This window comes from Mycobacterium sp. E1214, from assembly GCF_001666755.1.
In the GTDB taxonomy this organism is placed as follows: Bacteria; Actinomycetota; Actinomycetes; order Mycobacteriales; family Mycobacteriaceae; genus Mycobacterium.
Window position 1 is genome coordinate 1 of the sequence record NZ_LZJC01000070.1, and the last position, 14729, is coordinate 14729.

15 protein-coding genes are annotated in these 14729 nt (G+C 69.8%); all 15 read right to left on the minus strand.

The genetic code is table 11. From position 1 onward, the window contains the following. The coding region (locus tag A5700_RS07730) for an NADH-quinone oxidoreductase subunit G (RefSeq protein ID WP_068070382.1) at window positions 1–1666 on the minus strand (1666 nt) is incomplete at its 3' end. Beyond that, window positions 1663–3003 (minus strand): NADH-quinone oxidoreductase subunit NuoF, encoded by a 1341-nt coding sequence (nuoF, locus tag A5700_RS07735; protein ID WP_068070383.1) that lies wholly within the window; start codon window positions 3001–3003, stop codon window positions 1663–1665. The genes nuoF and A5700_RS07730, both read right to left, overlap by 4 nt. Beyond that, window positions 3003–3782: an NADH-quinone oxidoreductase subunit NuoE gene (gene nuoE, locus A5700_RS07740; RefSeq protein ID WP_068070384.1), complete on the minus strand. Its 780-nt coding sequence runs from the start codon at window positions 3780–3782 to the stop codon at window positions 3003–3005. Before nuoE ends, nuoF begins: the two co-directional genes overlap by 1 nt. Next, window positions 3779–5110 (minus strand): NADH dehydrogenase (quinone) subunit D, encoded by a 1332-nt coding sequence (gene nuoD / locus A5700_RS07745; protein ID WP_068070385.1) that lies wholly within the window; start codon window positions 5108–5110, stop codon window positions 3779–3781. The genes nuoE and nuoD overlap by 4 nt, the downstream gene beginning before the upstream one ends. Then, complete coding sequence (locus A5700_RS07750) at window positions 5110–5817, minus strand: NADH-quinone oxidoreductase subunit C (protein ID WP_068070386.1); 708 nt, start codon at window positions 5815–5817, stop codon at window positions 5110–5112. Before A5700_RS07750 ends, nuoD begins: the two co-directional genes overlap by 1 nt. Continuing rightward, window positions 5814–6368: an NADH-quinone oxidoreductase subunit B family protein gene (locus tag A5700_RS07755; protein WP_068070387.1), complete on the minus strand. Its 555-nt coding sequence runs from the start codon at window positions 6366–6368 to the stop codon at window positions 5814–5816. The genes A5700_RS07750 and A5700_RS07755 overlap by 4 nt, the downstream gene beginning before the upstream one ends. Window positions 6369–6376: 8 nt before the next feature. Then, on the minus strand, window positions 6377–6754 hold the full coding sequence (locus A5700_RS07760; RefSeq protein ID WP_068070388.1) for an NADH-quinone oxidoreductase subunit A: 378 nt from the start codon (window positions 6752–6754) through the stop codon (window positions 6377–6379). A 269-nt stretch (window positions 6755–7023) separates the two neighbouring features. Beyond that, window positions 7024–7437, minus strand: a complete 414-nt coding sequence (locus A5700_RS07765; protein ID WP_068070389.1) for a response regulator transcription factor — start codon at window positions 7435–7437, stop codon at window positions 7024–7026. A 31-nt stretch (window positions 7438–7468) separates the two neighbouring features. Beyond that, window positions 7469–8005 (minus strand): YceI family protein, encoded by a 537-nt coding sequence (locus A5700_RS07770; RefSeq protein ID WP_068070390.1) that lies wholly within the window; start codon window positions 8003–8005, stop codon window positions 7469–7471. Window positions 8006–8197: 192 nt separating this feature from the next. Then, a complete protein-coding gene (locus A5700_RS07775) occupies window positions 8198–8539 on the minus strand; it encodes a DUF6285 domain-containing protein (protein ID WP_068070391.1) in 342 nt (113 codons plus the stop codon). Further along, window positions 8536–9543, minus strand: coding sequence for a phosphotransferase family protein (locus tag A5700_RS07780; protein WP_068070392.1), 1008 nt, complete (start codon window positions 9541–9543; stop codon window positions 8536–8538). Before A5700_RS07780 ends, A5700_RS07775 begins: the two co-directional genes overlap by 4 nt. Next, complete coding sequence (locus A5700_RS07785) at window positions 9540–10778, minus strand: acyl-CoA dehydrogenase family protein (RefSeq protein WP_068070393.1); 1239 nt, start codon at window positions 10776–10778, stop codon at window positions 9540–9542. The genes A5700_RS07780 and A5700_RS07785 overlap by 4 nt, the downstream gene beginning before the upstream one ends. Before the next feature lie 131 nt (window positions 10779–10909). Next, window positions 10910–11803 (minus strand): hydroxymethylglutaryl-CoA lyase, encoded by an 894-nt coding sequence (locus A5700_RS07790; protein ID WP_068070394.1) that lies wholly within the window; start codon window positions 11801–11803, stop codon window positions 10910–10912. After that, window positions 11800–13014, minus strand: a complete 1215-nt coding sequence (locus A5700_RS07795; protein ID WP_068070395.1) for a CaiB/BaiF CoA-transferase family protein — start codon at window positions 13012–13014, stop codon at window positions 11800–11802. The genes A5700_RS07790 and A5700_RS07795 overlap by 4 nt, the downstream gene beginning before the upstream one ends. Window positions 13015–13717: 703 nt before the next feature. Beyond that, window positions 13718–14689 carry an NADPH:quinone oxidoreductase family protein gene (locus A5700_RS07800; RefSeq protein WP_068070396.1) on the minus strand — a complete coding sequence of 324 codons (972 nt, stop codon included), beginning with the start codon at window positions 14687–14689 and terminating at the stop codon, window positions 13718–13720. Window positions 14690–14729 lie beyond the last annotated feature (40 nt).

Sequence of the window (14729 nt, forward strand, 5' to 3'; positions counted from 1 at the left end):
CCAGGATTGCCGAGGCGTCACGCCCTGCGGCCGTGGGCAATTCGGACACGTGCCAGGCGCCGGCCACCTGCGCGCGGGCTGCCTCGTCGCCGTGGGGGCGCCCGCCGGGCAGCAGGCCCGGCAGCGCGCCGGCTTCCAGCGCCCCGCGTTCGCCGGCCCGCCGCGGCACCCAGGCCAGCCGCGCGCCGGTGGCGTCGGCCAGCCGCGCCGCGGCGGACAGCGCGCCGGGCGTCGCCGCGAGGCGCTCGCCGACCATGATGACGGCGCCGGGGCCGGCCAGCAGGTCGCCGACCTCGCCGGTGCTCAGCCCGTCCAACGCCGAAGCCTCGGCGCCGGGCGTGGTTTGCAGCAACGTGCCCGACATCTTCGTCAGCCCGCGCGTTGCGAACGGGGCGACCGCGAAGACCCGCAGCCCGCGTTTGCGGGCCGCCTTGCGCAGCCGCAGGAACACGATGGGCGCTTCTTCTTCGGGCTCCAGGCCGACCAGCAGCACGACGGGGGCGGATTCCAGGTCGGCGTAGCTGACCTCGAGCGGCTTGCCCGCCACGCGGGCGGCCAGGAAGTCGGCCTCCTCACCGGAGTGGGGCCGGGCCCGGAAGTCGATGTCGTTGCTGTCCAACACGATACGGGCGAATTTCGAGTAGGCGTAGGCGTCCTCGAGGGTGACCCGGCCACCGACCAACACCCCGGCGCGTCCCCGCGCCGCGTCCAGTCCCCGGGCCGCCGTCGCCATCGCGTGCGACCACGACGCCGGTTGCAGGGAGCCGTCGGCGTCCCGGATCAGCGGGGTGGTGATGACGTCGGGTTCGGTGGCGTAGCGGAAGGCCCACCGGCCCTTGTCGCAGTTCCACTCCTCGTTGACCTCGGGGTCGTCGCCAGCCAAGCGGCGCAACACCTTTCCACGCCGGTGGTCGGTGCGCTCGGCGCAGCCGCCCGCGCAGTGCTCGCAGACGCTCGGGCTGGAGACCAGGTCGAACGGGCGGGCGCGGAACCGGTAGGCCGTTCCGGTCAGGGCCCCGACGGGGCAGATCTGCACGGTGTTGCCCGAGAAGTACGACTCGAACGGCTCGTTGGCGTAGATGCCGACCTGCTGCAGCGCGCCGCGCTCCTGCATGTCGATGAAGGGGTCACCGGCGATCTGCTCGGAGAACCGGGTGCACCGGGCGCACAGGATGCAGCGCTCGCGGTCCAGCAGCACCTGGGCGGAGATGTTGATCGGTTTGGCGAAGGTGCGCTTGACGTCGGTGAAGCGAGAGTCGGCGCGCCCGTTCGACATTGCCTGGTTCTGCAGCGGGCATTCGCCACCCTTGTCGCACATCGGGCAGTCGAGCGGGTGGTTGATCAACAGCAATTCCATGACGCCGTGTTGCGCCTTGTCGGCGGCTTCCGAGGTCAGTTGGGTGCGCACCACCATGTCGTCGGTCGCGACCGTGGTGCACGACGCCATCGGCTTGCGCTGGCCCTCCACCTCGACCAGGCACTGCCGGCAGGCGCCGACGGGGTCCAGCAGCGGGTGGTCGCAGAACCGAGGGATCTGAATGCCCATCAGTTCGGCCGCGCGGATCACCAACGTGCCTTTCGGCACGCTGATCTCGTTACCGTCGATGGTCAGTGTCACCATCTCGGGCGCAGCGACGCGGTTTCCGGTATCGGCCGTCTGGGTCATGATCCCCCTTTGTCCGCCGTCAGCATGGAGTCTCGGGGGTCGAATGGGCAGCCGCCCCCTTCGACGTGGGCGACGTACTCGTCGCGGAAGTGTTTGATCGACGACATCACGGGGCTGGCCGCACCGTCGCCCAAGGCGCAGAACGACTTTCCGAGGATGGTGTCGGAGACGTCCAGCAACTTCTGGATGTCCTCGCCGGTGCCCTTGCCGGTCTCGAGGCGCTCGTAGATCTGGTCCAGCCAGAAGGTGCCCTCCCGGCACGGAGTGCATTTGCCGCAGGATTCGTGCTTGTAGAAATAGGTCCAGCGCCGCACCGCTCGCACCACGCAGGTGGTCTCGTCGAAGATCTCCAACGCCTTGGTGCCCAGCATCGAGCCGACCCCGCCGACGCCCTCGTAATCCAAAGGGACGTCCAGGTGTTCGTCGGTGAGCAGCGGGGTGGAGGAGCCACCCGGGGTCCAGAATTTGAGCCGGTGGCCTTCGCGCACGCCGCCGGCGTAGGCGAGCAACTCGCGCAACGTGATGCCCAGCGGCGCCTCGTACTGGCCCGGGCGGGTGACGTGTCCGGACAGCGAGTACAGCGTGAAGCCGGGCGATTTCTCGCTGCCCATGGACCGGAACCATTCGACGCCGTTGAGAACGATCGAGGGCACGCTGGCGATGGTCTCGACGTTGTTGATCACGGTGGGGCAGCCGTAGAGCCCGGCGACCGCGGGGAACGGGGGACGCAGTCGCGGCTGGCCGCGCCGGCCCTCCAGCGAGTCCAGCAGCGCGGTCTCCTCGCCGCAGATGTAGGCGCCGGCGCCCGCGTGCACCACCAATTCCAGGTCGAAGCCCGAACCGTTGATGTCGCGGCCCAGGTAGCCGGCGGCGTAGGCCTCGGCCACGGCGTTCTGCAGGCGGCGCAGCACGGGCAGCACCTCACCGCGCACGTAGATGAACGCGTGGCTGGCCCGGATCGCGTAGGCGGCGATGATGACGCCCTCGACGAGGACGTGCGGTGTCGCGAGCATCAGCGGAATGTCTTTGCAGGTACCGGGTTCCGACTCGTCGGCGTTGACCACCAGGTAATGCGGCTTGGCGGCCGCGCCGCTGTCGCCCTGCGGGATGAACGACCATTTCGTGCCGGTGGAGAAGCCCGCGCCGCCGCGCCCGCGCAGCCCGGAGTCCTTGACCAGGCCGATGACCGCGTCGGGCTCCATGGCCAGGGCCTTCTTCATCGCCTGGTAGCCGTCGTTGCGCTCGTAGGTCTGCAGCGTCCACGACTGCGGGTCGTCCCAGTACCGGCTGATCACCGGCGTCAGCGGCGTCGACTGGGGTGCGGTCGGGGCGGCCATCACTGTCCTTCCGCGGCGTGGTCCGGCGCGGGCGGTGCCTGCATCCGGAGTTCCTTGGCCACCTTCAGGCCGGCCAAGGTGGCCGGCCCGGCGCCGCCCTGCCCCTGGTCGGGCCGCTCGTCGGGCAGGCCGGCGAGGATGCGCGAGGTTTCCCGGAACGCGCACAGCGGCGCGCCCCGCGTCGGCGCCTCGGGCGTGCCGGCGCGCAGCGAATCCACCAGCCGGCGCGCCGATTCGGGCGTCTGGTTGTCGAAGAATTCCCAGTTGACCATGATCACCGGCGCGAAGTCGCACGCGGCGTTGCATTCGATGTGTTGCAGCGTGACCGAGCCGTCGGGCGTGGTCTCGTCGTTCCCGACGCCCAGGTGTTCCTTGAGGCTGTCGAAGATGGCGTCACCGCCCATGACCGCGCACAGCGTGTTGGTGCACACGCCCACCAGGTAGTCGCCCGTGGGACCGCGGCGGTACATCGTGTAGAAGCTCGCCACCGCCGAGACCTCGGCGCCGGTGAGTCCCAGCTGCTGCGCGCAGAATTCGAGGCCGGCGGGCGTCAGGTAGGAGTCCTCCGACTGCACCAGGTGCAGCAGCGGCAGCAGGGCCGAGCGCTTGTTGGGGTAGCGGCCGATGATCTCCTTGGCGTCGACCTCCAGGCGGGCCTGCACGTCGGACGAGTACGACTGCGGCGCGCCCTCGACGACGAACGCGTTGGGTTCGTCCGGCGGCGGCCCGAGGCGCAGAAAGACGCGCTCGCCGCTGCCGCTGACGTTGGGTTCGCTCATCGGTCCACCCCGCCCATGACCGGGTCGATGCTCGCGACGGCGGTGATCAGGTCCGCGACCATCCCGCCCTCGCACATCGCGGCGACCGACTGCAGATTGGTGAACGACGGGTCGCGGTAGTGCACCCGGTAGGGCCGGGTGCCGCCGTCGCTGACCATGTGCACGCCGAGTTCACCGCGCGGCGACTCCACCGCCGTATACACCTGCCCTGCAGGCACTCTGATGCCCTCGGTGACGAGCTTGAAGTGGTGGATCAACGCCTCCATCGAGCCGCCCATGATCTTCGCGATGTGCTCGGGGGAGTTGCCCATGCCGTCGGGGCCCACCTTGAGGTCGGCCGGCCAGGCGATCTTGCGATTCTCGATCATTGTCGGGCCGGGCTCGAGCTTGTCCAGACACTGCTCCACGATCTTGATCGACTCCCACATCTCCTTGACGCGAATGATGTAGCGCCCGTAAGCATCACACGTGTCGGCCGTGATCACGTCGAATTCGTAATTCTCATAGCCGCAGTAGGGTTCGCTCTTGCGCAGGTCGTGCGGCAAGCCGGTGGCCCGCAGAATCGGTCCGGTGATGCCCAGCGCGACGCAACCGGTGAGGTCCAGGTAACCGACGTCCTGCGTGCGGGCCTTCCAGATGGCGTTCTCGTTGAGCAGGTCGCCCATCTCGCGCAGCACCTGACGCAGCGGTTTGAGGGCGTCGGCGATTTCGGTGTGGGCGTTGGGCGGCAGGTCCTGCGCGACACCGCCGGGCCGGATGTAGGCACTGTTCATGCGGAGGCCGGTGATGGATTCGAACAGGGTCAGCACGATTTCGCGGCCGCGGAAGCCGACGAACATCGGGGTCATGGCGCCCAATTCCATGCCACCGGTGGCCAACGCGACGAGGTGCGAGGAGATCCGGTTGAGCTCCATCATCAGCACCCGGATGACGTTGACGCGTTCGGGGATCTCGTCGGTGATGCCGAGCAGTTTCTCCACGCCCAGGCAGTAGGCGGTTTCGTTGAAAAACGGCGACAGGTAGTCCATGCGGGTCACGAAGGTGACGCCCTGCGTCCAGTACCGGTATTCGAGGTTCTTCTCGATCCCGGTGTGCAGGTAGCCGATTCCGCACCGGGCGTCGGTCACCGTTTCGCCTTCGATCTCCAGGATCAGCCGCAGCACGCCGTGGGTGGACGGATGCTGGGGGCCCATGTTGACCACGATGCGTTCGCCGGGATCGGCCGCGCGGGCCGCCTCGACCACCTGGTCCCAGTCCTGCCCACCGGCGACGATGACCTTTTCGGGGCTGTCCGAGGCGCCGGGCGCCGAATCCGTGACGGTGCTCATCAGTTGTACGCCCTCCGCTCGTCGGGTGGGGGTATCCGGGCACCCTTGTATTCGACGGGGACCCCGCCGAGCGGGTAGTCCTTGCGTTGCGGGTGGCCGTGCCAGTCGTCGGGCATCTCGATGCGGGTGAGCGAGGGATGCCCGTCGAAGATGATGCCGAAGAAGTCGTAGGTCTCGCGCTCGTGCCAGTCGGTGGTCGGGTACACGCTGTACAGCGACGGGATGTGCGGATCCCCGTCCGGCGCCGCCACTTCCAGGCGAACTCGGCGATTGTGTGTGATCGACTGCAGCGGGTAGACGGCGTGCAGTTCCCGGTCCTTCTCGTGCGGGTAGTGCACGCCGCTGACGCCCAGGCACATCTCGAACCGCAGTGGCGGGTGGTCCCGCAGGCGTTGCGCGACCGCCGGCAGTTGTTCGCGGCGCACGTGCAACGTGAGCTCGTTGCGGTAGACCACGACTTTTTCTATCGCATCGGCGAATTCGACACCGCTGCTTTCCAAAGCCTGGGTGAGGTTGTCGACGACCTCGTCGAAGTAGCCGCCGTAGGGCCGCGGGCTGCTGCCCGGCAGCAGTACCTCGCGGACCAGCCGGCCGTACCCCGAGGTGTCACCCGACCCCTTGGCGCCGAACATGCCGCGTCGCACGTCGATCACTTCTTCGTCGTTGCGGCTGACCGCTTCTCCCGGGTCCTGATCCGGCGAGCTCATCGCAGCAGCCCACGCATCTCGATCGTGGGCCGGGCCGACAGCGCCGCCTGCTCCGCCTCGGCGATCGCGGTCTCCCGGTTGACGCCGAGCGGCATCTCCTGAATCTTGTCGTGCAGCTTGAGGATTGCGTAGAGCAACATCTCGGGGCGCGGCGGGCAGCCGGGCAGGTAGATGTCGACGGGCACCACGTGGTCGACGCCTTGGACCACCGCGTAGTTGTTGAACATGCCGCCCGACGACGCGCAGACACCCATGGCCAGCACCCATTTGGGTTCGGCCATCTGGTCGTAGATCTGCCGCAGCACGGGCGCCATCTTTTGGCTGACGCGGCCGGCGACGATCATCAGATCCGCCTGGCGCGGCGTCGCCGAGAACCGCTCCATGCCGAACCGCGCGATGTCGAATCTCGGCCCGGCCGTGGCCATCATCTCGATCGCGCAGCAGGCCAGCCCGAAGGTGGCGGGCCACAGCGAGTTCTTGCGGACGTAACCGGCGACCTTCTCCAGCGTCGACAGGAGGATGCCACCGGGCAGCTGTTCTTCCAGGCCCACGTCTTACCTCAATCCCACGTCAGGCCGCCGCGGCGCCACACGTAGGCGTACGCCACGAACACCGTCAGCATGAACACCACCATTTCGACCAGCGCGAACGTTCCCAACGCGTCGTAACTGACCGCCCAGGGATACAAGAACACGATTTCGATGTCGAAGACGATAAAAAGCATTGCGGTCAGGTAATACTTCACCGGGAACCGCTGGCCGGGGGTCGCTTGGGGGCCGCTGACCGACGTCTCGGTGGGCTCGATCCCGCATTCGTAGGCGGCGAGCTTGGATTTGTTGTAGCGCGACGGGCCGACGAGGCTCGCGATCGCTACCGAGCCGACCGCGAAGGCAAAGGCGATCGCGCCGAGCACCAGGATGGGTATGTAGACGTTCAATTCGCTCCAAGATCCGTCGTGCGGGCCCCCCGGAGGCGGCCAGGCGGTCACCGGGCTGCTGTGACGTACTGGGTCTGAAGCGCGCCACAGTGATCTTCAACATAGCGTTGCAGCGCGCGTCGCGCTTGCTCGGGGTGGGGCCTGCCGTCACCAAGTGGCGCCTGGGACGCCTGAGACGGGCGTGCGGCGAGGAATCGAGGTGGCCGTCGGCGACGGTGGCGAAGAGGGGCGACGGCCGGCTGCCGCGCCCGTTTACCGAGGTCGAAGGGCTAGCGGGTGGGGGTGCGCAGCAAGCCGATGACGGTGCGGCCCAGCACGATGGGGTCCAGCGGGTGCGGGACGGCGGCCTCGGCGCGCGACCAGCTGGCCAGCCACGCGTCGTCGGGCCGGCCGGTGAGGACGACGATCGGCGGGCAGGTCTCGAGTTCGTCCTTGAGCTGCTTGGCGATCCCCATGCCGCCGGTGGGGGTGGCCTCGCCGTCGAGGATCGCCAGGTCGATGCCGCCCTCGTCGAGCCGCCGCACCACCATGGGACCGGTCGCGACCTCGACGTAGGTCAGCTCGGGCAGGTCGGGGTGCAGGTGTTTGCCCAGCGCCCGGATCACCTGCTCGCGGGTCTTGGCGTTGTCGCTGTAAACCAGGACCCGCAGGGCCACGGTCGAGTCGGGGCTGGAGTCGGACACGGTGCAGATGGTACTGGTGTCGTCGCCGTTTTTATCGGGATGCCCGCACAAAGATGGCGTCGGCCGCCACGGTTGCTGTCGGGGCCATCATGCGGAGCCGGTTCCAGCCGAGCCCGACTTGCGCCCGATCGAGTTTGGTTTCGCCGGCGACGCGGATGGCGCCGTCGTCGAGCTCGGAGATGGTGACGGGCACAGCGAGCGAGGCGGTGTTGCCCTTGATCGTGAAGTTTGCCTGCAGGTCGGCGGCTTTGCCTGCGGTCGGGTGCACCGCGGTGACGACGACGGTGATCTCGCCGTAGCGCTCGACGTCGAAGAAGTCCGCCGAGCGCAGGTGCTCGTCGCGGCGGCCGATGCCGGTGTCCAGCGAGGCGGCCCGAATGTCGACGCGGCCGAAAACCGCTCCGGCGTCGGTCAATTGACCGTCACCGCTGAACTCGGTGAACCGGCCCTTCACGCGCATCAGGCCCCACATGTTCCGGATCGCGAACGTGATGGCCGTGCGGTCCGGCACCAAGGTCCACACGCCGGTCAGCTCGGGATCTTTCAGCAGTGACTCCAAGGTTGTCATCGGCTCCCCATCTGTCGCACCCGCGTCGTCGCGCAGAATCTAACCCCTCGGCGGGTGGCGGCGCGACGCCAGCGGGATCGCCGCGCCCGCCGGCCGCGTCGACCAGGCCGCCGCGGCCGGCCCCCATCTCCCTGCGCCCGCATCAAACGCATTGTCCGGCAACGTCGTTCGCGGTGGTGCGCGCCGGGGGGCTTAGCCCGACGACTCGTACCCCGGGTGCGCGACGGCCAGGCGATGTCGCACCACCGTGCGCAGGCACGCGACGACGTCGCCGGCGCGCCCGTCGAGCCGGCCGGCCCGGATGGCGGCGGCGAGCTCATCCTCGTCGGCGAACCCCAGGTCGGCCAGGGCGGCGCGGGCCTCGGCCTCGCCCTCGTCCAGGAGTTCGCGCTCGACGATGCGCAGCGCGTTGGCGGCCACCCGGGCGTGGAAATTGACCTGCCCCGTGGTGGCCTCCCGGACGTCGGTCTCCAGGAATTCGGCGACAGCGGCGACGAGTTCGGCCGCGAGCGGGCGGCCGTAGGCGCCGATCATCGGGGGGCCTCGTCGAGCAGTTCGAGCAGATCCCATTCGGTCTCGCAGACCCGGCGGCCGATGGTCGCGAGCTCGACCGAACGCAGTTCACCGCTGAGATGCCGTTCGGCCTGGAAGCGGCAGATGACGCCCCACCGCAGCGTGGCCAGCACCAGCCACCAGTGAAACGCCACCCGGTCGACGGTAGTCGCGCTGGCCTGTTCGTAGGCGCGCAGGAAGCTTTCGACGCTGCCGAGCCCCCCGGCGCCCTGCCCGGCCGGGGCGCCGAACCGCCAGGCGCGGATGCAGAACCAGGCAAGGTCTTCACACGCCTCGCCGAGGTGCACCAGCTCCCAATCCAACACGGCGGCGAGGTCGGCACCGTCGACGATCAGGTTGCCCATCCGATAGTCCCCGTGCACCAGCACCGTGGCGGTCGGGGCGGGCCGGTGCGCGGCCAGCCAGCGAAACGACCACTCGAAGGTGGCCGTCGTGTCGTCCATGGCGTCGAGCCGGTCGCGCCACTGGGCGAGCTGGTCCTCGTGGGTCAGCCGGGGCACGCGTGGGTCGGCGCGGTGGATCGCGGCCAGCGCCGTGGCGCACTGCCCGAGCAGCCGGGTGCGGGCCGCGTGCCCACCGGCGGCGTCGAGCTGGCGTTGGATGCGCCGGACGATGGTCTCGCCACGGACCTCGTCGCAGATGAGGTACGGGGTGCCCAGGGCGTCAAGGGAATCGGCGGCGATTAGGACGTGCGGGACGGGCGCGCCCGCCGCCGCGGCGGCGGCCTGGGCGCTGGCCTCGAGCTCCATGCCGGCGTGCACGGCCTCGGGCGGCCCGGTACGCAGGATGAGCGAGCGGCGTTGTCCGGCCAGGTCCGCGTCGAACGCCCAGGTGGTCCGGCTGGCGCCGCCGGTCAGGGCGCGCAGGTTCTCGATCGCGGGCTCACCGCCGAGCACCGGCGCCAGCACGCCGCGCAGCGCGAGCGCCAGGTCGACGGCGGTGGCCGCGCGGCCCGGGCCCGTCACTTTGCGCCGAACTTCAACAGGCGCTGGGCCACCCGGCGGATCTGAATCTCCTCTGCGCCCTCGGTGATGCGGTACCGCCGGTGATGGCGGTAGATGTGCTCGAACGGCTCGTGCCGGCTGTAGCCGAGGCCGCCGAAGATCTGCATGGCCCGGTCGGCGGCGTCGCACACCAGCCGGTTTGCGCGATAGTTGGCCATCGAAACCTTGTCCGACACTTCCATGTGGTGGTCGCGGTCCAGGTGCCAGGCCGCGTAGTGCACCAGCAGCCGGACCATCTGGGCTTCGGTCTGCAGCTCGGCCAGCGGCCACTGCACGGCCTGGTTGACCGACAGCGGCTTGCCGAAAACCAGGCGCGCTCCGGCGTATTCGGCGGCCCGGTCGATGCAGTACTGCGCCGCGCCCAGGCTGCTGGCCGCCTGCCGAATCCGGTTCTCGTGCAAGAAGGTCTGGGCGACCTCCAGCCCGCGGTCCACCTCGCCCAGCACGGCGTCGGCCGGCACCCGCACGTCGGTGAGCTCGACCTCGCCGTGGTCGGTGGGCATGTTGAAGGTCCACCAGTAGTACGGGACGGTGAAACCGGGCGCATCGGTGGGCGCCAGGAAGGCGGTGATGCCCAGGGCGGCGCCGGGCTCCCCGGACGTCCGCGCGAATACCAGGTCGTGGGTGGCCCGGTGCACTCCGGTGTTGAACCGTTTGGCGCCGTTGAGCACCCAGCCGTCGCCGTCGGCCTGCGCGCGGGTCTCTAGCCAGGTCGCGTCCGAGCCGTGTTGCGGTTCGGTCAGACCGAACGCCATCGAGCGCTCACCGGTGATCAGCGCCTCCGACCACACTCGGCGTTGTTCGTCGGTGCCGAAGCGCTCCATCATGATCACCTGCGGGAAGTTCCCGACGATCGACGATTCGTTCTGCAGATCGTTGTGCAGTCCCAGGCCGCGGTGCGCCAGGTGTTCGCGGATCACGGCCATGTCGAGGTTACTGCCGTCGCGGCCCCCCAACGACGCCGGCAGTCCGTAGCGCAGCCAGCCGGCTTGGTCGGCGCGCCTGCGCATTTCGGCAAGGAGGTTTTCCCACTCGTCGGTGGGGATGCCGTCGTTGTCCCAGTCGGTGCGGGCATGTTCGCGGCGCTTGTCGAAGTACTGGATGTTGTCGCGTTCCAGCGGCTTGATCTCGGCTTCGATGAACTCGTCCATCTCGGCGAGCACACCCGGAAGGTGTTCGGGCAAAGTGAAATCCACGCTATCTCCTCGGGTCCGCGCGGCCAGTGTTCGTCCCTACCGGCGAAGCCGCCGAGATAAAACCTCCCGCCGACGTTACCGGGCTGCGCCGGCCCTCGGCCGTCAGCGCCGGTGTTGCCCGGGGGCGGAGATCAGTCACGGATCCGGTCCCCGGCCCGCAGCAGCGCACTGGGAAGGTCATGGCCGACAACGGATTTCGCGACGCGGGCGGCGGCGATGGCCGCCTGCAGGTCGATATCGACCTCGATGCCGCTGTCGCGCAGCAGATAAACTAGATCCTCGGTGGCGATGTTGCCCGTGGCGCCGGGCGCGAAGGGGCAGCCGCCCAGGCCGCCCGCCGACGCGTCCAGGCGGGTGACTCCGCACTGCACGGCGGCGTAGGCGCTGGCCAGTCCCGAGCCGCGGGTGTTGTGGAAGTGCGCGCCCAGCGGCAGGTCGCCGATGACCGGGCGCAGTTGCGCGACAAGCGAATTCACCCGACCCGGTGTGACGGTGCCGATGGTGTCGGCGATGCAGAACCGGTCGGCCCCCGCGCCGCGGGCGGCGGTGGCGATCTCCAGCACCCGCTGCGGCGGGGTCGCGCCCTCGAAGGGGGAGTCCCAGGCCGTCGCGACGACGACTTCGACCGTGGCGCCGGAGTCGTGCGCGATGCCGACGATCTCGCCGATCTGCTCGGTGGCCTCGGCGCTGGTGCGTCCCACGTTGGCGTTGCTGAAGGTGTCGTCGGCGGCGACGACGTACTCGATCGAACGCAACCCGGCCGCGACGGCCCGCTTGGCGCCGCCCGCGCTCGCGACCAGCGCCGAGAATTCGATATCGGGATAGTCCCGCAAGTGGGCGGCGAGCTCGGCGGCGTCGGCCATCGACGGAACCTTGGACGGGGACACGAATGCGGTGGCCTCGACCTCGCGCACACCGGTCGCCGCCACGGCGGCCAGCAGTTCGAGCTTGGCCGACAACGGGATCGGCTTCTCGATCTGCAACCCGTCGCGCAGCGCCACCTCACGAATGTCGACCTTGGTCACAGCACCCCCTCGGTCCGCAGCTCGTCGAGTTCTTTTCGTGTCAGGCCCAGCAGCCCCAGGTAGACCTCGTCGTTGTGCTGCCCCGGTCGAGCGGGGCCGGCGCTGCGCACGGCGCCCGGCGACTCGGAGAGGACCGGCACCACGCCCGGCCCCAGCACGGTGCGCCCGACGCGCTCGTCGTAGTGCTCGACCAGCATGCCGCGGGCGCGCAGCTGCGGGTCCGCGACCACCTCGGCCACCGTGTTGATGGGTCCGGCGATCACACCGGCAGCGCTCAGCGTGTCGATGATGTCGGCGGGTTGCCGCGCTGCCGCCCATTCGCCGATGATCTCGTCGAGCTCGTCTTGGTTGCGGCCGCGGGCGACGTGGGTGTCGAACCGGTCGTCGGTGGCCAGCTCCGGGCGCCCCATCACCTTGCACAGGCGTGCGAATACCGTGTCCTGGTTTGCGGCGATCACCACCCAGGAGCCGTCGGCGGTGCGGTAGATGTTCGACGGCGCGATGCCCTCGAGTCGGGTGCCCGACGGTCCGCGCACCACGCCGCCGAGGTCGTAGTCGGGGATCGTGGATTCCTGTACAGCCAAACACGATTCGGTCAGCGCGACGTCCACCACCTGGCCGCGACCGGTGACGCTGCGGCGGTACAGCGCGGCCAGCGCGCCCTGGGCGCCGAACATGCCGGCGAGGCTGTCGCCGAGCGAGAGCGCCAGCCGCGGCGGCGGGCCGCCGGGGAAGCCGTTGAGGTGCCGCAATCCGCTAGCGGCCTCGGCGACCGAGGCGTACCCGGCCTTGCGCGCGTCCGGGCCGGTCTGGCCGTAACCGGAGACGCGGACCAGGATGACGCCGGGGTTGCGGTCGCGCAGCACCTCGTAGCCGAGGTCCCATTTCTCCAGCGTGCCGGGGCGGAAGTTCTCGACCACGATGTCCGACTCGGCGACGAGGTCGAGAAATAGCTCGCGGCCCCGCGGATGGCGCAGGTCCAGGGTGACGGCGCGCTTGTTGCGGGCGTGCACCGTCCAGAACACGTGGTGGCCGTCGAGTTCCGCCTGGCCCCAGGTTCGCAGCGGGTCCGGGGCCCCCGGCAGCTCCACCTTGATGACGTCGGCGCCCATGTCGCCCAGCAGCCGGCCGGTGAAGGGGCCGGCGATCAGGGTGCCCAGTTCGAGGGCCCGGATGCCGTCGAGGGGTCCCGCCGCGCCGGGTGACGTCATCGCGCACCCGCGAAGCGGTGCCCGGCTTGGCAATCGGTGACGACGGCGCCCCGCCTGTCGCGGTGGCCTTGGCCCGCGTAATGTCCTGTGGCGCAGCGAATGTCGTGCATATCCTCGTCCTGGTGCCCGTCGAGTGGCCAGCGGTTGTGGCTTGGCTCGTCGGCAACATTACTCATCGATGGCGCCGGAATGTCGGGGGACTACAGGCCAGCCGGTCACCACGGGCGTCGTCGCCGTTGCGGCGCGACAGCCAACCCCGCGGCGTGTTGGGGTCTGCCAAGGTGCCGTGCACGACGAACCAAACTCTCCTGACGGCGGGGGCGACGAGCGCAAAACTGGAAAGTGACGTTAGTTTTCGCTACTGCACCGCACAAGGGGCCGACGGGCGCGCGCGTGGGCTCAGGAGCCCCAGCAGTCCCAGTCCGGAGTCGACTGGTTTTGTGCCCACCTCATAGCGACAACTGAGGAACGCGTCGCGTAGCGTGCCGCTCGCTGGCCGCGGTGTCGCTGTGAGGCGGGCACTTCGCCTATTACCGCGGAGAGCGGCCGCCGCAAGCGCACCGGAAGCGCGCCGCCCTCGGCCGCGCACCAGCCGGCCTTCGCCCACCCCGCGTTGTCGCTGTGAGGCGGGCACTTCGCCTATTACCGCGGAGAGCGGCCGCCGGAAGCGCGGCGGAGAGCGGCCGCCGGAAGCGCGCCGCCCCTAGCCGCGCACCCGCAGAACGACCTTGCCCTTCGCGGTGCGGTTCTCCAGCGACGCGATGGCGGCGCCCGCCTCGTCCAGCGAGTAGACCGCGGGCTCGGGGGCGGCGAGCTCGCCAGACGTGAGCAGCCGTTCGAGGCCGGCCCACTGCTCGGCCAGCGCGCCGGGGTGTCGTCCCGTCCACGCGCCCCAACCCACGCCGACCACGTCAATGTTGTTGAGCAGCAACCGGTTTACCTTGACGGTCGGAATCTCGCCGCCGGTGAAGCCGACCACCAGGAGCCGCCCACCGGGGGCCAGGGAACGCAACGAATCGGTGAACCGATCGCCGCCGACGGGGTCGAGGACGATGTCGACCCCGCGGCCGTCGGTCAGTTCCTTGACCGCGTCCTTGAACCCGTCGGCCAGGACCACGTCCGTGGCACCGGCGGCGGTGGCGATGTCGGCCTTCTCCGGCGTGCTGACCACCGCGATGCTGCGCAAAGCCCCCAGCGCCGGCGCCAGCCGCAGCCCGGAGGTGCCGATGCCTCCGGCCGCTCCGTGCACCAGCACCGTCTCGCCCCGCTGCAGCCGCCCGCGCGTCGTCAGCGCGAAATACACGGTCAGGTCGTTGAACAACAACCCGGCGCCCGCCTCGAAGCTGACGTTGTCGGGCAGCTTGAACACGCGGTCGGGCGACAGCACGGCGACCTCGGCCATGCCGCCCGCGAGCATCGTCAGGCCGACCACCCGGTCCCCGGGCCGCACGTGGGCGTCGTCGGGCGCGGAGCGGACCACCCCGGCGATCTCGGCGCCCAGCACGAACGGCGGATCGGGGCGGTACTGGTAGAGGCCGCGGGTGAGCAGCGCGTCGGGAAACGCTACGCCGGCCGCGTGCACGTCGACCACCACGCCCTCGCCGGCCGGCTCGTCGATGTCGGCCAACTCGACCGCGTCAGGACCGTCCAGCCGGGTCACCCGTATCGCGCGCATGCCACCTCCGTCGTCAGCCGATCAGCGCCCGCCCAGCGTA

What these genes read in the sequence shown, in the direction of transcription:
- A5700_RS07795 (WP_068070395.1), bottom strand. Translation starts at nt 13,014, where the DNA reads ATGACGTCACCCGGCGCGGCGGGACCCCTCGACGGCATCCGGGCCCTC.
- A5700_RS07750 (WP_068070386.1), bottom strand. Translation starts at nt 5,817, where the DNA reads ATGAGCTCGCCGGATCAGGACCCGGGAGAAGCGGTCAGCCGCAACGAC.
- A5700_RS07800 (WP_068070396.1), bottom strand. Translation starts at nt 14,689, where the DNA reads ATGCGCGCGATACGGGTGACCCGGCTGGACGGTCCTGACGCGGTCGAG.
- nuoD (WP_068070385.1), bottom strand. Translation starts at nt 5,110, where the DNA reads ATGAGCACCGTCACGGATTCGGCGCCCGGCGCCTCGGACAGCCCCGAA.
- nuoE (WP_068070384.1), bottom strand. Translation starts at nt 3,782, where the DNA reads ATGAGCGAACCCAACGTCAGCGGCAGCGGCGAGCGCGTCTTTCTGCGC.
- nuoF (WP_068070383.1), bottom strand. Translation starts at nt 3,003, where the DNA reads ATGGCCGCCCCGACCGCACCCCAGTCGACGCCGCTGACGCCGGTGATC.
- A5700_RS07770 (WP_068070390.1), bottom strand. Translation starts at nt 8,005, where the DNA reads ATGACAACCTTGGAGTCACTGCTGAAAGATCCCGAGCTGACCGGCGTG.
- A5700_RS07775 (WP_068070391.1), bottom strand. Translation starts at nt 8,539, where the DNA reads ATGATCGGCGCCTACGGCCGCCCGCTCGCGGCCGAACTCGTCGCCGCT.